15 protein-coding genes are annotated in these 16,700 nt (G+C 61.3%); 4 read left to right on the plus strand and 11 right to left on the minus strand.

What is annotated here, in order from left to right; genetic code table 11:
* Positions 1-37: 37 nt before the first annotated feature.
* From AC07FD_RS38700 to AC07FD_RS38740, 9 genes are all read right to left on the minus strand, one after another.
* Complete coding sequence (locus AC07FD_RS38700) at positions 38-1,123, minus strand: tartrate dehydrogenase (protein WP_478354085.1); 1,086 nt, start codon at positions 1,121-1,123, stop codon at positions 38-40.
* The gene (locus tag AC07FD_RS38705) at positions 1,110-2,201 is read right to left on the minus strand and encodes an isocitrate/isopropylmalate dehydrogenase family protein (RefSeq protein ID WP_478354086.1); all 1,092 of its coding nucleotides are present in this window, start codon (positions 2,199-2,201) and stop codon (positions 1,110-1,112) included. Before AC07FD_RS38705 ends, AC07FD_RS38700 begins: the two co-directional genes overlap by 14 nt.
* A 49-nt stretch (positions 2,202-2,250) precedes the next feature.
* Positions 2,251-3,660, minus strand: coding sequence for an MmgE/PrpD family protein (locus AC07FD_RS38710; protein WP_478354087.1), 1,410 nt, complete (start codon positions 3,658-3,660; stop codon positions 2,251-2,253).
* Positions 3,661-3,894: 234 nt separating this feature from the next.
* Positions 3,895-4,602: an FCD domain-containing protein gene (locus AC07FD_RS38715; protein WP_478354088.1), complete on the minus strand. Its 708-nt coding sequence runs from the start codon at positions 4,600-4,602 to the stop codon at positions 3,895-3,897.
* A gap of 209 nt (positions 4,603-4,811) precedes the next feature.
* The gene (locus AC07FD_RS38720; RefSeq protein WP_478354089.1) at positions 4,812-6,542 is read right to left on the minus strand and encodes an ABC transporter permease; all 1,731 of its coding nucleotides are present in this window, start codon (positions 6,540-6,542) and stop codon (positions 4,812-4,814) included.
* Between the two features lie 135 nt (positions 6,543-6,677).
* A complete protein-coding gene (locus AC07FD_RS38725) occupies positions 6,678-7,724 on the minus strand; it encodes an ABC transporter substrate-binding protein (RefSeq protein WP_095080506.1) in 1,047 nt (348 codons plus the stop codon).
* An 11-nt stretch (positions 7,725-7,735) separates the two neighbouring features.
* A complete protein-coding gene (locus tag AC07FD_RS38730; RefSeq protein ID WP_478354090.1) occupies positions 7,736-8,803 on the minus strand; it encodes an ABC transporter ATP-binding protein in 1,068 nt (355 codons plus the stop codon).
* A 157-nt stretch (positions 8,804-8,960) separates the two neighbouring features.
* Complete coding sequence (locus AC07FD_RS38735) at positions 8,961-9,515, minus strand: chromate transporter (RefSeq protein ID WP_477288428.1); 555 nt, start codon at positions 9,513-9,515, stop codon at positions 8,961-8,963.
* A complete protein-coding gene (locus AC07FD_RS38740; RefSeq protein ID WP_478354091.1) occupies positions 9,487-10,071 on the minus strand; it encodes a chromate transporter in 585 nt (194 codons plus the stop codon). Before AC07FD_RS38740 ends, AC07FD_RS38735 begins: the two co-directional genes overlap by 29 nt.
* Positions 10,072-10,177: 106 nt before the next feature.
* On the opposite strand from AC07FD_RS38740, the gene AC07FD_RS38745 reads away from it, so the two are divergent.
* The 3 genes from AC07FD_RS38745 (at position 10,178) to AC07FD_RS38755 (ending at position 13,043) form a co-directional block, all read left to right on the plus strand.
* Positions 10,178-10,888 carry an FCD domain-containing protein gene (locus tag AC07FD_RS38745; protein WP_478354092.1) on the plus strand — a complete coding sequence of 237 codons (711 nt, stop codon included), beginning with the start codon at positions 10,178-10,180 and terminating at the stop codon, positions 10,886-10,888.
* Positions 10,885-11,634: an SDR family NAD(P)-dependent oxidoreductase gene (locus tag AC07FD_RS38750; protein WP_478354093.1), complete on the plus strand. Its 750-nt coding sequence runs from the start codon at positions 10,885-10,887 to the stop codon at positions 11,632-11,634. The genes AC07FD_RS38745 and AC07FD_RS38750 overlap by 4 nt, the downstream gene beginning before the upstream one ends.
* Positions 11,635-11,699: 65 nt before the next feature.
* The gene (locus AC07FD_RS38755) at positions 11,700-13,043 is read left to right on the plus strand and encodes an MmgE/PrpD family protein (RefSeq protein ID WP_478354094.1); all 1,344 of its coding nucleotides are present in this window, start codon (positions 11,700-11,702) and stop codon (positions 13,041-13,043) included.
* A gap of 84 nt (positions 13,044-13,127) precedes the next feature.
* Here AC07FD_RS38755 and AC07FD_RS38760 read toward each other — a convergent pair whose 3' ends face one another.
* Both AC07FD_RS38760 and AC07FD_RS38765 read right to left on the minus strand, forming a co-directional pair.
* Positions 13,128-14,201 carry a tartrate dehydrogenase gene (locus AC07FD_RS38760; RefSeq protein ID WP_478354095.1) on the minus strand — a complete coding sequence of 358 codons (1,074 nt, stop codon included), beginning with the start codon at positions 14,199-14,201 and terminating at the stop codon, positions 13,128-13,130.
* A gap of 31 nt (positions 14,202-14,232) precedes the next feature.
* A complete protein-coding gene (locus AC07FD_RS38765) occupies positions 14,233-15,291 on the minus strand; it encodes a PdxA family dehydrogenase (protein WP_478354096.1) in 1,059 nt (352 codons plus the stop codon).
* Positions 15,292-15,466: 175 nt separating this feature from the next.
* Between AC07FD_RS38765 and AC07FD_RS38770 the strand changes: the two genes are divergently transcribed.
* Positions 15,467-16,435 (plus strand): alpha/beta fold hydrolase, encoded by a 969-nt coding sequence (locus AC07FD_RS38770; RefSeq protein ID WP_478354097.1) that lies wholly within the window; start codon positions 15,467-15,469, stop codon positions 16,433-16,435.
* Positions 16,436-16,700: the final 265 nt, after the last annotated feature.

Here is a 16,700-nt window from a genome sequence, read left to right on the forward strand (position 1 = left end):
AGTCCCCGCGCCCACAACACTTCTGTCCGGGCAAGCCTCAGGATCCTGGACTGTTCACGCCTGCAAGCGCGGCAATCACCGCGGCCGTTACTTCGGCGGTGTTGGCTGCGCCACCAAGATCCGGGCTTAGATATTCTCCTCGACCGGTAACGGTTTCGATCGCAACCATGAGACGTCGCGATGCAGCCTGCTCACCAAGATGGTCCAGCATCAAGCTCGCCGTCCAGAACGATCCAAGCGGATTGGCGACGCCCTTGCCGGTAATGTCGAAGGCCGAACCATGGATGGGTTCGAACATCGACGGACGATTGCGCGACGGATCGATGTTCGATGTCGAGCCGATGCCGAGCGACCCGCCAAGTGCTGCAGCCAGGTCGGAAAGGATATCCGCGTGGAGGTTGGTCGCCAGGACCGTGTCGATGCTTCCAGGCTTGTTGACCATGCGCTGGGTCATCGCGTCGACCAGCATCCAGTCGACAGTCAGACCAGGGTGGTCGCGCACCACTTCGCGCACGACTTCGTCCCAGAGCACCATGCCATGGCGCTGTGCATTCGACTTTGTCACCACGGTCAGCAGCTTGCGGGGGCGCGACATGGCAAGATCGCAGGCAAAGCGGGCGATCCGTTCAATGCCGGTGCGGGTAAAGACGGCGACATCCATGCCGACCTCGATCGGCAGGCCGCGATGGGCGCGACCGCCGACGCCGGCATATTCGCCCTCGCTGTTTTCGCGGACGATCACCCAGTCTATCTGCTTGCCGAGTTCGAGGCGCAGCGGACCGGTCAGTCCGGGTAAGAGACGCGTCGGCCGCACATTGGCGTATTGGTCGAACCCCTGGCAGATGGCCAGACGCAGACCCCAGAGCGTGATATCGTCGGGAAGGTTCGGATCACCGACCGAACCGAAATAGATGGCATCGAAGCCCTCGATCTGAGCCAGACCATCTTGCGGCATCATGCGGCCGTTGCGGCGATAATAGTCCGAGCCCCAGTCAAAGCGCTTGAAATCGAAGGCAAGGCCTGGCTCGACGTCTGCCAGCGTTTCCAGCACCTTGACGCCGGCCTCAACCACCTCCGGGCCGATACCATCGCCGCCGATGACAGCGATCTTATGCAAGGACATTTTCAGATTCCTTCTCGATGGCAGCGACGATGGCGCTGGTCATTCCTTCGGTGTTGGTGATCCCACGTATGTCGCCCGTGCGCGTTTCGGGCCGCGAGAGCGCGGCAATGGTGGCTTGCGCCATCATGGACGCCGCGGCGAGCGCCTCGGCAATGCCGCGGTTGTGGCCGAGCCACTCCAGCAGCATGCGGGTGGATTCGACCATCGCATAGGGATTGACGATGCCCTTTCCGGCAATATCGGGAGCAGACCCGTGCGCCGCCTGTGCCATGGCTATGTTGCCTTCACCGATACACAGGCCGGGCGCCATGCCGAGCCCGCCGACGAGGCCTGCTGCCTCGTCGCTCAGTATGTCGCCGAACATGTTTGTGGTGACGACGACATCGAATGTCTGGGGATCGCGAAGCAATCGCATGGCGAAGGTGTCGACGATCACCTCGTCGACAGCGACGTCTGGGAACAGCTCGGCGGCCCGGTAGCACTCCTCCACGAACATGCCGCAGCCGAGCTTGAACACGGTGTCCTTGTGAACGATCGTCAGCTTCCTGCGCCGGGTTCTGGCAAGTTCGAGTGCGGCCTTGGCCACGCGATAGCTGCCGGCACGGGTGATGACGCGGACCGAAATGGTCGTATCGTGCGTTGGACGAAATTCTCCCGAACCGGCAACCACATTGCGATCCGGCTGAAAGCCCTCATTGTTTTCCCGAACGATGACGAGATCCACATCGTCGAACAGCGCGCCAAGTCCGGGAAACGAGCGCGTCGGACGGACGTTGGCGAAAAGGCCGAAGTGCTTGCGCAAGATGGGATGCGGGTTGATCGCGCCAATCACCTTTGGATAGGCGCGATGTCCGATCGGACCGAGTATGAAGCCATCGAGTGTCGAAAGCGTCTCGAGCGTGCCGTCGGGCATCGTCGAGCCGTGTGTGTCGAGTGCCGAGCGGCCAATCGGCATCGGTCGCCAGTCGATGTCGAGACCCGTTCGCGCCGCGGCGGCCCGGGCGATGCGCACGGCAGCGGGCACGATTTCGTGTCCGATGTCATCGCCATTGAGGATGCCGATCGTGAGATGGGCCATCGAACCAACCTTTCTGAATGCCGGCTGCGGCGTAACACCACGAAGACCGTCAGCCGGCCTTGGCGACCAGGGCCATCAAGCGTTCGAGCGAGGGCTGTTCTTCGAGGTCGCGCACCAGCGCGACGACCTCGTCGGCTGCCGAACGAGCAAGGCGGGCATGAGCCGCGTTGTCCCGGAACTTGTCGGCGACTTCTTCATAACTCATCGGATTGGCGGGGCTGCCTTTGCCGAAATCGGCCTCGCCATGGATGACTCGGCCATCATTGAGCGTGATGTCGATGATCGTTGTCATCTTGTGATAGCCTGCCTTCTCGGCCTTTTCGTCGATGACGAAATCCACCTTGTCGATCATGGCCTTGACGTCGTCGCGTTGCGTTGCCGCATCCGTAAATTCGCCAAGCCCGGCCTTTCCGTCGAGCAGCAGGATGGCCATGCAGAATTCCATGGAGAACTTGGCCTGCAACTCATCATGCGGATGGTGATGGATCAGGGCGTTCGGCATGTTGGAATTGGTGCCTATGCGCACGTGCTTCACATCCCCGGCCTTGATGTCCTTCTTACGGATGAGGCGCGCCATCTCCGTCATGCCGGGATGGGTCAACGACCCCGAGGGATGCGGCTTGATCGAGATGCCTGGGTTGGCGAACGTCCAGGGAGCGCCGAGGCGTCCGCGAATTGCGTTCTCATCGTAACCGCCGCCGGCCGCCTGGAAGAACCCGCGCGGGGCCTCCAGTATCTTGTCGGTGGCTGTCCATCCATGGGCGGCGAACTGTGCGGCGGCGACACCGCTTTCCGATGCACGCCCGGCATGGAACGGCTTGGTCATCGTGCCGAAATTCTCACGCAAACCAGCCGACTGGCTGCCTGCGATCGAAAGCGCGCGAGCCGTGGTTTTCGCGTCGAAACGCAAAAGCCAGGCCGCAGCCGCGGCCGCGGCAAACGTTCCGCAGGTGGCCGTCGCGTGAAATCCCGTCTGATAGTGGCGGGGCGCGATGGCTTCGGCGATCTTGCACTCGACCTCGACGCCGAGATGATACGCCAGCATGACCTGCTTGCCCGAGGCGCCCACCTGTTCGCCAATGCCCAGAGCAGCGGGCAATGCCGGCGCCGTGGGGTGGGTCAGCAAGCCGTAGACGCGATCCGTGGCGACGGCCAGCTGGGTGTCGTCATAGTCATCGGCATGGATGCCGACACCATTCGCGAATGCCGCAAAGCGCGGTGCAACCTTGCGGCCCGCTCCGATTACGGTCGCGGCGCCCGGCATCAGTCCGAGCTCATCGAGATGGCGGCGGACGAGGTCGCCGCTTTGCGCGACCGAGCCTGAAAGAGCCAGCCCAATGCCGTCCAGTATCGACTTCTTGCCAAGGGCCACGACGTCGTCCGGCAGATCTTCCGGAGTGGCCGACGCGACGAATTCCGCCACATAATTTGTGAGACCTGCAGGTGCGGTGTCGTGCATTGATAGTCCTCTCCATCGAAATTGTAGCGGGCCAACCAGGCATCGAGTTCAGGCTCGACTCCATGTCATGGCCGCCTGATGCAGAGGAGTAGGAAGGCAGTTTTGGTAAACTGTCAACAATTTTTTGTCGACAGGGCAACCAAGTTTTCAGTTCGTCGGACAGCCGCTACCGCAGGCACGCAAATGCTGCCGCGGTATCTGTCCTCGGACCTCGACTACGGGAATGGGTGAGCGTCAGTCGGAGCCGTGGCGCAAAGCGACGCTGGCCCTGCGCGTTCGCGAGGTGCCATTGACGATATGCGCCCGCCCGGCCGTGAAAGCCTGTTGCGGATCGCGGGCGGCAACAGCCTCAACTATTGCCCGATGCTCGCGGTTGGATATGTCGAGCACGTCGCCACTCGCCAATGCTCGATAACGCTGGATATGAAGCTCACGAGCGAGGCCGAGATAGATCTGCGCCAGGCGTGCGTTGCCACACATCCTGGCCAGTTCGGAATGGAATTCCAGATTGACCGGGTAGTACTGGCTCACCTCACCGGTCTTGGCCAGCGCGTCCATGCGGTCGACGAGCGCGCGCAGCCTGACGACCTCGGGGTCGGTGATCCTCTCGGCAACGCTCATGGTCATGCAGGCGAAGATATAGGCACGGGCCTCCGAGACATCACGGGCTTCGTCTTCGCTGAGTTCGCGCACGAAAAACCCGCGATTGGGAATCACCTGGATCAGTCCAAGAGCGGCCAGCGCGCTGCACGCCTCGCGGATCGGTCCCCGGCTGACCTTGAGTTGCTGGGCCAGGGCGTTTTCGTTGATCCTCTCGTTGGGTGTGAATTCCCCCTCGACAATCATTCGCTCTATTTCGTGCTGCACGACATTGGCAAGCGAGCGCGTGCGCAAAAAGTCGATGGGCGAAAATCCCTGCATGTTCTCGGTTTCGTTAGCCATGGGCCTGAATTCCGTTCAATGCGTCACGGAAGATACCGCTTGCCTGGTCCGGCCCCGATGGCCGCCGACGCGTTGCCTGCGCATCATCCATGGTTTGGTCTCCCTCATCGAATTGATGCCGACGCGTCCAATCGGGCCCATGACTGAGACGATACTTCCTCTTGTCAAGCGAAACGCCGATAATTGCTGTGGAACCAAGCTGTATCCTATCAACTGCCGCTCCTGGGAGCCGCGCCACCGAGAACCGGAACCTTGTTGGCTATGAAGACGACAGTGAACGAGACCACCAGCAGCAGGATACCAAGCACCGAAATCGCGCCGTAGTCGCCGCTTTCGTTGAGGTCGTAGATGATGACCGAGACCAGCTTGGTCTGTGCCGTCGTCAGCAGGACCGTCGCCGACAATTCTCGGATGGTGCCGATGAAGACGAAACACCAGGCCGCGATCAGGCTGGTGCGCAACAATGGCGCGGTGATCTGCCAAAGGGTCTTCAGGCGGGTGGCGCCGAGAATCCGGCTGGCTTCCTCCAGTTCCGGATGGACGCCATGGAAGGCCGATGACAGTTGCTGATAACCGGCCGGAAGCTCAATCGTCAGGAATGCGATCAGCAGGATCCATAGCGTGCCGTAGAGGCCGAAAGTCGGATTGGCGTAGGCCAGGAAAAGACCAACGCCCAGCACAATGCCTGGAATCGCAATCGGCGCGGTCGCCAGCATGCCGAGCAGCGAGGCGCCCGGCACCGCGCGGCGCGCAACCAGATAGGACACGACAAGGGCTATGCCGGTCGCGATCGTTGCCGTAGCCAGACCGAGGATCAGGGTGTTCCAGATGGCGAGCCGCGTGCTGGAGAATTCGAAAAACACGAAATTGAAGTTATGGAGCGTCAAGGAACTCCAGCTGAGCGGTTCGGAAATGTTGTGGGTCAGCGCCACCTTGAGCAAGGCCAGGTAGGGGAACAGGATCGTCACGCACAGGATGAACAGGACGTATGCGCCCGCCAGCCATTTCCAGTTGCCCAGCTTCACACGCCGGGGGGTGCCGCTCTTGCCGCCGAGCACGGTATAGCCACGCCGCCCAAGCAGCCATCTCTGCCCCCACAGCAAGAGCATTGTGACCACAAGCAAAGGCACGGCGCTCGCTGCCGCCAGGTCAAGCCGTGGAGGAAACTGGAAGAAGCTCCAGATCTTGGTGGTGAGAACATGGAACCCGGCCGGCAGCGCCAGGATCGCCGGCGAACCGAACATGGTGAAGGCCTGGACGATGGCGACCAGAGACCCGGCGAGCATCGCCGGCAGCACCATCGGCAGGGTCACCCGCCGCAATGTGGTGCCTGGCTTGCCGCCGAGGATCGCCGACGCTTCCTCGAGATCCGATGGTACCTTGTCGAAGGCGTTGGCAACAAGCGTGAAGACGAAGGGGAACGAGTAGCAGGTGACCGCGAACACCAGTCCGGTGAAGGTGTAGATGTTGAACAGCGCCTGCGATTGATCGAGGCCAAATGCCCAGCGGTAGATGTTGTTGAGGATGCCGCTGTTGGGCGCGGCCAGCATCGCCCAGGCAATGGCACCCAGGAATGGCGGCGTCACGAAGGATGCCGTCACCAGGCTGCGGACCAGGCGCTGCCCCGGCATGTCGGTGCGCGCGACGAGCCAGGCGAGTGGTGTGGCCACCAGGCAAGAGAACACGCCGACGCAACCAGCCATGCCCAGCGAAATAAGGAAGGCCCGGCGAATTGTGGCATCGGTAAAGAGACGGGCCAGGTTCGCCAGGGTCGGTGAACCGGCCTTGTTGGTGAGGGCGTAGTATCCCAGCCAGAACAAAGGCAGCAGGACCAGCACACACAGAACCACTGCAAGCAGTACGAAGAGCGGCGTCGACAAATCGAACCTGCCGAGGTGTCGCCTATTGGCGGTATCGGGGGACAATGCAGCGATGGTCACCTGGTCACCTCTGAGTTTTGATCCGACGTCGGCGGATCAACCGCCGATATGCCCAGGGATGGGGCGATGTCGCCGGTGACGACATCGCAAGATCCTCATTCTGGCACCGATCCGTGGCCGGTGCCGAGCCATTGCTTACGTGCCGAAATACTCTTCGTACTTCTGCTTGATCTCTTCGACGGCATCCCGAACGTTCGACGGATCGGAGTCGAGAAGCTTGATCTGGGAGAGCGGCGTGCGGTTGGATTTCTCCTTCACGTCCGGGCGAACCGAGCGCAAACCGCCGAAATCGTCATTCAACTGCTGCGCTTCCTGCGAGAACATGAAGGAATAGAACAGCTTGGCTGCGTTCGGATGAGGGGCATAAGCCAGGATTGCGGCGTTGCCGTAAGCGATCGAGGTTCCCTCCGCCGGATAGACCGCCTTGATCGGCACGCCTTTGTCCTGGAGGATGAAGACGTTGTATTCGTTGCCGTCGGCCTGGATCGGACGTTCGCCCTGGGCGAGGACCTTCGGCGGCTCCGTCGAGGACTGAACCTGCATCACACCCTGCTTGCCCAATTTCTCGAAATAGTCCCATCCGAGAAGCTGGCTGAGTGCGTAGGTGGCGGTCATCACGTTGCCACTGTAGCCTGGATGCGACTTCACCAGCTTGCCTTTGTATTTGGGATCGAGCAGGTCGGTCCAGGTCTTCGGCGCGTCGCCTTCCTTGACCAGGTCTGTCCTGTAGGCAATTACCGTCAGCGTGGCGCGGAAAGCCGCGTAGAAGCCATCGGGATCACGATCCTTTTCCGGCCACATCTTGGCGACATCCTCCGGAACGGCCGGCGTCAGCCAGTTCTGCTCCTTGAACGTCAGGAAATGGGATGCGTCGGAGGTTTCGATGATGTCGGCGTTGTGGATGCCGCTCGAATATTCCTGACCTATGCGCTGAAAGACGCGCTCCGAACCGGCCCTTTCCACCTGGACCTTGATGCCTGGATAGTGCGCCTCGAATGCCGCGCCCAGTTTCTCGGCGACCTGGACATCGGTTGAGGTGTAGTAGACGACCGATGCTTCCTTGGTTGCCGCGGCAACCAGGTCGTCCGTAACTTTGTAGGGTTCGGGTGGACCGGCCCAGGCCAATTGCCCCCATGCCAAGGCTGCTAAAAACGCGCCTGCTGCGACTTTCTTATTGGACATTCTCTCTCTCCCTAGTGTGCGAGCGCCCGGCAACGATCAGGTGGGCAATGAAGCCAAATTTGCTGGTTTTCAGGGACCGCGACATCGACAGGCGCGATCGCCCGCACGGTTTCGCCACCTGATAGATTGACAAGATAATCACGATGCGACCCGAGATAGACTTGGCGCACGACCTTTCCGGTGGCCCAGTTGCTCGGATCGCCTTTCGGTTTCTCGTTGGTGAGATGCAGATCGTGATGCCGCACGGATACGGCGGTCTGGCCGTTGGCGGCATAGTCGCCGCTGCCACAGCACAGCAGCAGACCGTTGCCGCAGTCGACGGTGTCCGTTCCGACCCGCTTGCCCTTGAAGATGTTGGTGCCGCCGATGAACTGTGCAACGAACTCCGAACGCGGTCGCTCGTAAATGTCTTCGGGAGAACCCGCCTGCTCGACATTGCCCTGGTTCATCACCACGATGACATCGGCAGCGGTCATGGCCTCCGTCTGATCGTGCGTGACGTAAACGGTCGTGTAGCGGAACTCGTCGTGAAGGCGGCGGATCTCAAACCGCATCTCCTCGCGAAGATTGGCGTCGAGGTTGGAAAGCGGCTCGTCGAGCAGCAGCGTCTCCGGCTCGATGACGAGCGCCCTCGCCAGGGAAACACGCTGCTGCTGACCGCCCGACAACTCGCCCGGATAGCGCTCGGCCAGATTTTCGAGCTTGGTCGCCTGGAGGATGCGGCCTGTCTTTGCCTGAATATCGGCCTTGCCCATGCGACGAAGCCGCAAGCCGTAGGCGATGTTCTCGAATACGGTCATATGCGGCCAGAGCGCATAACTCTGGAAGATCATCGACATGTTGCGCGCTTCCGGCGGCTCGCTGGCGTGGGGCGACGACACAACACGGCCGCCGACGCGGATCTGACCGTCCGACGGTTGAACGAAGCCGGCAACCAGGCGCAGGGTCGTGGTCTTGCCGCAGCCCGAAGGTCCGAGCAGGCACACCAGCTTTCCCTTCTCGATAGCGAGATCGACCGCGTTGACCACCGTCAACTTGCCGTAGCGCTTGGTCAGCTTATCGAGTTCCACAAAGGCCATCGGTCCTCCCGAAACATTTCCTCACAAACGCGATGCGCTTGTGCCTGCTACTAAAGGTCGGTCTAATTTTGTCAATTGTCAACAATTAACTGACGACTATCTGCACGAATTGCAAAGCGCTGCCATCTGCGTTGAATCGAAATGGCTTTGCGGCGCGCTATCCGGCGGCCCACAACAGCCCGCAAAAGACCAACGATCCAGCGGCCATCAGCGTCAGTGGACCCAAACGAATTGTCCGCGCGGCAACGGCGACCACGATTGCCACGCACCAGGCAATCCATCCGCCTTTCGCGTTGCTCAAGAGAGTGAACACGCTTGACAGCACCAGCCCGGCGGCGAGCGGAGCCAGGCCATAAACCAAAGCCCCTTGCCATGCCGCATTGGGGCGGCTGTGCCAGAAATGCGCGATCACGATCACCAGCAGCGACGACGGCGCAAAAATCGCAATCGTCGCAACGATCGCGCCCGCCCATCCGGCAAGATGCCAACCCATCAGCGTGACGATCAGGGTTCCCGGTCCGGGCGCAACGCGGGAGATGGCAAACATGTCGAGAAAGGTCTTGTTGGTCAACCAATGCTGGTTGTCGACAACGCTGTGCTGCAGTTCGCCCAGAATGGAGGCCCCCCCGCCGATGGCCATCAAGGACAGAGGCGCGAACACCAGAAACAGGCTGACAAGCAGATTATCGTCTTTCATGGCGGCTTCTTGCAAAGCCGACGCCGATGCCGATGGGTGCAAGCACCGCCACAACGACGAGAGCCGAGAAATGAAAGACGGTCGCGCCGATCAGCGTGCACGTGAAGAGGGCAATTGAAACCGCGTCGACACAGGCATAGCGCATGGCAAGGTAGCCGACTGACAGTGACAAGCCGGCTGCCGCAACCGCGAGACCCACGAGCATAGCGCCGATCGCGGGATCGGCGCTCAGCCTCAGCACGATATTTCCTATCAGAACTATTGCGACCGCGGGGGGCAGCACCACCGCCGCCAGCGCCACCACGGCTCCAACGACACCGCGACATTGAAACCCGAGCCAGAGCGCCAGGTTTGCAACATTGACACCAGGAAGGGACTGGCTAAGCGCCAGCCCTGACAGAAACTGTTTGTCGCTGAACCAGCGCCGATTCACAACGAATTCCGTGTGCATCATGCCGTTCACACCACCGCCAATGCTGGTGATGCCGAGCTTGGTGAACGCCAGGAAGAGCTCAAGGAGGCTTGGTGGGGGCGACGTGTCAGCCGCCAGCGGGACATCCATTTGATCCATGAAACCTCCGATTTTTCCTGCTTTCAGACCAGGGATGTGCTTGATCGCTGCGTCGGCGGCACTGTATTCTGTTGACAGTTTGCAGTAAATAGTCGATCACTACCCCATGAGGGCCGAGCTTGAATTTCTCCAGAACCACTCCCTGACGAGCGTCCTTCGACGTGAGTTGGAAACCCTCATCCTGTCGGGAGAATTTGCCCCTGGTGAGCGATTGAACGAGAATTCGCTGGCAATCCGCTTCTCGGTGAGCCGCGGCCCGATCCGCGAAGTCTGCCGCGCGCTCGCCGAAAAAGGCTTGCTCGAGCTCGTGCCCAATCGAGGCGTGTTCATGCGCAGGATTGGCGAGGAACAGGCGGCCGAACTCTACGACGTGAGAGCAGGCCTGTTTGCATCGGCGGCGCGGTTGCTGGCGACCAAGGTGACTCCGGAGCAGATTTCGGAACTCCAGAGTTTACTAGATCGCATGGAAGAAGCGGTTCTCGCGCATTCGCTCGACAACTACTATCCGCTCAATCTGGAATTCCACGATTCCATCCTGCGCTTTGCCGGGAACAGCCGGCTGCACAAAGCCTATTCCGAGCTCGTCAAGGAACTGCACCTGTTTCGGGAGCGTGCGCTGCTGCAAGGCGGCGGCTTGACCGTATCCAATATCGAGCATCGCCGCATCGTGGCAGCGCTGGGAGCGGGCGACGCCACGGCAGCCATGGAGGCAGCGTTTGCGCATGTGCTGAGCGGCAAGAGCCGCATGACCCTGCCGGCGGCAGCCGACACGGAACATTCGATCGGCGGTGCCGCCAAAACCACGGACATCGCATGAACGGCGCTCGGGAACTTGAGGGGCGCGTCGCCATCGTGACGGGTGCGGGACGCAACATCGGCCGCGTGATGGCGCTGGAACTGGCTCGAGCCGGGGCCGCGGTGGTGGTGAACGCACGCACATCTCGTGCCGAAGCCGAAGCTGTCGTCAACGAGATCACGGCTGCCGGCGGCAGAGCTACGGCCGTCCTGGCAGACGTCGTCGATCCGAATGCCGTCGACGCGCTGGTCGGCGCGGCTGTCCGGCAGTTCGGCGGCATAGACATTCTCGTCAACAGCGCCGCCGTGCGACGCGAAACCGCGTTCGGGGATCTGAGTTTCACCGAATGGCGCGAGGTGCTTTCGATCATCCTCGATGGTGCATTCCTCACTGCCCATGCGGCGCTCCCGCATCTCAAGAAATCGGGACAAGGCGTGGTGATCAACATCGGGGGTCTGTCGGCTCATACCGGCGCCAGCGGTCGCGCCCATGTCGTCGCGGCCAAAGCGGGCCTGGCCGGATTCACCCGGGCGCTCGCCCATGACCTTGCCGGTGAAGGCATCACGGTCAATTGCGTTTCGCCTGGCATGATCGACACTCGGCGTGCCGGCGAAGAGCCTTCTCATCATGCCGGGAAACTGCCGCCTGTCGGGCGGCGTGGAACACCCGAGGAAGTTGCACTGCTCGTGCGCTATCTCTGCGGACCGGCGGCTCGCTACATCACCGGCCAGACCTTCCACGTCAATGGCGGCGCCTTCATGGCGTGATGCACGCCAATCAGCAAGCACGCCGATGCACCGGGCGGTGCCCGACGGCGATCCAGGGAGATCAAATGATGGACGTTACAGCCATTCTGGCGCGCTATGTCGTGTCGGCATCCGCGGACAGCGTACCGGCAAACGTCCGGCGCGAAGCGGTGCGCTCCTTCCTCAACTGGACCGGCTGCGCGGTAGGCGGCTCGCAACATCCGAGCGTCGACATTGCCTTGTCCGCGGTGTCACCGTTCGCCGGCAAGGATCAGGCTGCGATCCTCGGCCGTAGCGAACGGCTGGACGCCCTGAACGCCGCGCTCATCAACGGCATCGCCAGCCATGTCTTCGATTTCGACGACACACATCTGAGGACCATCATCCATCCGGCGGGGCCGGTCGCCTCCGCGATCCTCAGCCTAGCGCAGCTGCAACCAACGAGCGGCCGTGATCTCCTGCACGCCTTCATCCTCGGCGTCGAGGTCGAATGCCGCATCGGCAACGCCGTCTATCCCGCGCACTACGACATCGGCTGGCACATCACCGGAACCGCCGGCGTTTTCGGCGCCGCCGCTGCGGCAGGCCGCCTGCTCGGTCTCAACGAACAGCAGATGATCTGGGCGCTCGGCATCGCTGGCACACAGTCTTCGGGGTTTCGTGAGATGTTCGGAACCATGTGCAAAAGTTTCCATCCCGGCCGCGCCGCGCAAAATGGACTGCTTTCCGCCGTGCTGGCGCAACGCGACTTCACCTCGTCAAACCGCGTGCTCGAGGCGCCGCGCGGTTTTGCCCATGTCATGTCCACCGAGCGGAATTTCGACGAGATCACCAAAGGCCTGGGCGAGAGTTTCGAGATCGCGCTGAACACCTACAAGCCGTTCGCTTGCGGCATCGTCATCCATCCGATCATCGACGGCTGCGTGCAATTGCGCAATGAATTCGGCCTGAAGGCCGACGAGATCGAAAGCATTGCGCTGGAAGTCGATCCGTTGGTGTTGGAATTGACCGGCAAGAAGACCCCGCAGGTTGGCCTCGAAGGCAAATTCAGCGTCTACCATTCGGCGGCGGTCGCCATCATCGAAGGCCGCGCCGGCGAGGCAGAATATAGCGATGCAAACGTGCGCGATAAGCAGGTCATTGCGCTGCGCGATCGCGTCAGCGCGGTGGCGTCGCAAAGCGTCGCTGAAGACGAATGTCACGTCACGATCAAGGTCAGGGATGGTCGCGTGCTCAAGAGGCATGTCGAGCATGCAATCGGCAGCCTGGCGCGGCCGATGACCGACGACGACCTCAACGCAAAGTTCGACGGACTGGCCGAACCGGTTCTGGGTGCAAAGGCAACGGCGCGTCTGCGCGACCTGTGCTGGGATATCGAGAGCCTCGAAGACACCGCGGCGATCCCGCAGGCCGCAATCCCGGCTACCTAACAGGTGGTTTCGCGGACGTCATTGGCCAGCCCAGCCAATGCAGGCGACCCGTCGTCCTCGGCCTTGAGAAAATCGATTTGAAAGTCAGAGCGCGGCGACGATCGCCTTGCCGCACTCGACGGTGTTTGCAGCGCCGCCGAGATCGCGCGTGCGCAGCGAAGGCTCGGCCAAAACGGTCTCGATGGCCGATACAATCCCGGCAGCTGCTTCAGCATGCCCGAGGTGGTCAAGCATCATCGCCGCCGACCATATCTGCCCGACCGGATTTGCGACCCCCTGCCCCGCAATATCCGGTGCCGAGCCATGGACCGGTTCGAACAGAGATGGAAAATTGCGGCCCGGATTGATGTTGGCGCTCGGCGCGATGCCGATCGTTCCCGTGCAGGCCGGACCGAGATCGGAAAGAATGTCGCCGAAAAGGTTCGATGCGACGACCACATCGAACCAATCGGGGTGAAGCACGAACTGAGCCGTCAGGATGTCGATGTGATACTTGTCCCAGCGTACGTCGGGGAAGGCTTTCGCCATTTCCTCAACGCGCTCGTCCCAATAGGGCATGCTGATCGAGATGCCGTTCGACTTGGTCGCCGAGGTCAGGTGTTTGCGCTTGCCCTTGGCGGCAAGCTCGAATGCGAATTTCAGCACGCGATCGACGCCGATACGCGTCATGACCGTTTCCTGCATAACCACTTCGCGCTCGGTGCCCGGGAAGATACGGCCGCCGATCGATGAATACTCGCCTTCGGTGTTCTCACGCACGACCCAGAAGTCGATATCGCCGGGACCACGGCCAACGAGCGGGCTCGGAACGCCGGGCATCAGGCGCACCGGCCGCAGATTGACATACTGATCGAACTCGCGCCTGAACTGGAGAAGCGACCCCCACAGCGACACGTGATCGGGCACGCCGGCCGGCCAACCGACGGCGCCAAAGAAGATCGCGTCATGCGATCCGATCTTGTCCTTCCAGTCTTCCGGCAACATCCGGCCGTGACGGGCATAGTAGTCGTAAGTGGCGAAATCGAACCAGTCGAACGACAGCCCGATGCCGAAGCGCGACGCGACCTTTTCCAGAACACGCACGCCTTCGGGTACGACCTCCTTGCCGATCCCGTCGCCTGGGATGACCGCGATGCGGAAACTGTTGGATTGTGTCATTTTGCTTTCCAGGCTGATCGACGGGAATTGCTCAGGCCGCGGCCTCTTCGCGCTGCGCGTCCTTGCGGCGCGCTAGCTGAGCCGCGAGGCGGACTGCGTTTTCCAGTGCACCTGTCGATGCACTTCCCTTGCCAACGATGTCGAAGGCGGTTCCGTGCGCCGGCGTGGTGAACACGGTCTCCAGCCCGGCCGTGACGGTCACGCCGCGGTTGAAGCCGCGCAGCTTGGTCGCGATCTGCCCTTGGTCGTGGTACATGGCGACGACGCTGTCATACTCGCCCGCGAAGGCCTTGATGTAGATGGTGTCGGCCGGGAAAGGCCCCTTGCAGTCGATGCCGGTTGCCGCCGCGGCCTTGACCGCCGGTCCGATCAGGTCGATTTCCTCACGGCCAAACAGCCCGTTCTCGCCGGCATGAGGGTTAAGGGCCGCAACGGCGATGCGCGGTTTGTCCATACCGGCGCGCTGCATGGTGCGGTTAACCAGTTCGATTGCCTCGATGATGCTGTCATGGGTGATCTGATCGAGAGCCGTGCGCAGCGACACGTGCGAGGTGACGCGCGACATCCATTGGCCGTCGAGCACGTTCATCTCGGAGAAATAGCCTTTGTGTCCCAACAGATGAGCAAACATCTTGTGCTCGTCGGGAAATTTCCAGCCGCCGGCATGAAGCGCTGCCTTGTTCAGCGGCGCGAAGGTGATGCCATCGACGTCGCCTTTCATCGCCAGCCGCACCGCCTCGGCCAAGGTGTCCCCTGTCAGCTTGCCCGACTCCGGTGAAACCACGCCGCGCGGCAAGGCCGCCGGGTCGATGTTACCAAGGTCGATGACAGGTGTTTCTGATGCATTCCAATCGATGGATGCAACATCCGGGACGGTCTTGAGCGAAAGCGCTACGCCGGCGTCGCGGGCGCCCATCTCCAGGACACGCTGGTCGCCAAGGACGACAATGCGCGCCACGTCGGAGAGCCTACCGTCCGACAGCACGCGAGCAACGAGCTCCGGGCCGATACCGGTCATATCACCAAGCAGCAAGGCCAGACGAGGCAGGGGTGAAGCGGTTTTGCGCGAGGATTTATCTGGATTTTCCATGGACATGCCCCCTTCGGCTCGACGGTGGTGAGGCCACCCGATATCGGCCGCGCAAGGCTGGCTTCGTGACCGCTTTGAAGCCATGTTGCGCCGCATCCAAGAAAAGTCAACTGAAAATTGTTGACAGTATTCAATTTCAAGGCGAGGCTAAGGATGACCTTATCTGGAGAGCACTATGGACAGCCAAAACGCCTCGGAAGTCGCCGCCGAATCCTCTATGCCGCCTTTGGAAGGCAAGCATGGAAGCCTGATGGAGGGGTTCTCCTACAGGAGGATCAAGACCAGGGGCGCCGAGATCAATGTCGCCGTCGCGGGATCAGGCCCACCATTGCTGCTTGTTCACGGCAACCCGTTGACGCATGTCAGCTGGCATCGCATCGCGCCCTCTCTGGCAAAATCCTTCACGGTGGTCGCCATCGACCTGCGCGGCTATGGCGACAGCTCGAAACCCGACGGCGGTGCGGACCATGCCTCCTACAGCTTCCGCGCCATGGGCGAAGACGCCTTCGATGTGATGAGCGCGCTTGGCTTTGAAAAGTTCGCGCTTGCTGGCCATGACCGCGGTGCCCGCGTCGGGTTTCGGATGGTGCTCGATCAGCCCGCCAGGATCACCCGTTTCTGCGCGCTGGATATCATCCCGACCTACCATCTCCTGACCAACGTCACCCTTGGATGGGGGCTGGAGAGCTATCATTGGTTCTTCATGGCGCAGAAGGCGCCCTTCCCCGAGAAGCTGATCTGTGCCGACCTCGACTACTACATCAACTACAAGCTCAACAAGAAAGGCGTGGGCCTGGAGATATTCACGCCGGAAGCCTTCAAGGAGTATGCACGCTGCACCACGCCTGAGCAGATCCACGCCGTGTGCGAGGACTACCGCGCGACCGTGACGCTCGACCTCGCCATGGACACAGCCGATTTCGGCAAGAAGACGATCCAGTGCCCGGTCATGGTGATCTGGGGCAGCAACAGCCATGTTGGCCGTCACCTGACACCGATTGAAGCTTGGACGCCCTGGGCGCCCGACCTCAGGGGCTGGGCCATTCCGACAGGTCACTATCCAGCCGAGCACCGGCCTGATCTGGTCTATGAGAGTTTCTGGACCTTCTTCAACGGCGTTGAGCCGACCCCATATCGCTCCTGATACGGCACCTTGGCCTTCTTGCGTCAGAGCTTCTGCTCTGACGCCCTTCTGAAGGCCGTTTCTCCGCCACGCGGTTCCGCGTCCCAATCTTCGCCAGTCCGGCTTGTGATCCGGAGCATCGAGAAAATCCATGCGATGTCGCCAGGCGGCGTTCGTGTGAGACTTTGCTCTCGATCAATGAATGCCCAATCTGGTTTGAGTACGCTGTCAGGACGTCAATCGAACGGTTCGCTTCGACAAGGATGTTCGAACGTTCGGGGCGAGA

This window comes from Mesorhizobium waitakense (assembly GCF_056431085.1).

What these genes read in the sequence shown, in the direction of transcription:
- AC07FD_RS38770 (WP_478354097.1), top strand. Translation starts at nt 15,467, where the DNA reads ATGGACAGCCAAAACGCCTCGGAAGTCGCCGCCGAATCCTCTATGCCG.
- AC07FD_RS38725 (WP_095080506.1), bottom strand. Translation starts at nt 7,724, where the DNA reads ATGTCCAATAAGAAAGTCGCAGCAGGCGCGTTTTTAGCAGCCTTGGCA.
- AC07FD_RS38730 (WP_478354090.1), bottom strand. Translation starts at nt 8,803, where the DNA reads ATGGCCTTTGTGGAACTCGATAAGCTGACCAAGCGCTACGGCAAGTTG.
- AC07FD_RS38765 (WP_478354096.1), bottom strand. Translation starts at nt 15,291, where the DNA reads ATGGAAAATCCAGATAAATCCTCGCGCAAAACCGCTTCACCCCTGCCT.
- AC07FD_RS38740 (WP_478354091.1), bottom strand. Translation starts at nt 10,071, where the DNA reads ATGGATCAAATGGATGTCCCGCTGGCGGCTGACACGTCGCCCCCACCA.
- AC07FD_RS38705 (WP_478354086.1), bottom strand. Translation starts at nt 2,201, where the DNA reads ATGGCCCATCTCACGATCGGCATCCTCAATGGCGATGACATCGGACAC.
- AC07FD_RS38760 (WP_478354095.1), bottom strand. Translation starts at nt 14,201, where the DNA reads ATGACACAATCCAACAGTTTCCGCATCGCGGTCATCCCAGGCGACGGG.
- AC07FD_RS38755 (WP_478354094.1), top strand. Translation starts at nt 11,700, where the DNA reads ATGATGGACGTTACAGCCATTCTGGCGCGCTATGTCGTGTCGGCATCC.
- AC07FD_RS38710 (WP_478354087.1), bottom strand. Translation starts at nt 3,660, where the DNA reads ATGCACGACACCGCACCTGCAGGTCTCACAAATTATGTGGCGGAATTC.
- AC07FD_RS38715 (WP_478354088.1), bottom strand. Translation starts at nt 4,602, where the DNA reads ATGGCTAACGAAACCGAGAACATGCAGGGATTTTCGCCCATCGACTTT.
- AC07FD_RS38700 (WP_478354085.1), bottom strand. Translation starts at nt 1,123, where the DNA reads ATGTCCTTGCATAAGATCGCTGTCATCGGCGGCGATGGTATCGGCCCG.
- AC07FD_RS38750 (WP_478354093.1), top strand. Translation starts at nt 10,885, where the DNA reads ATGAACGGCGCTCGGGAACTTGAGGGGCGCGTCGCCATCGTGACGGGT.
- AC07FD_RS38745 (WP_478354092.1), top strand. Translation starts at nt 10,178, where the DNA reads ATGAGGGCCGAGCTTGAATTTCTCCAGAACCACTCCCTGACGAGCGTC.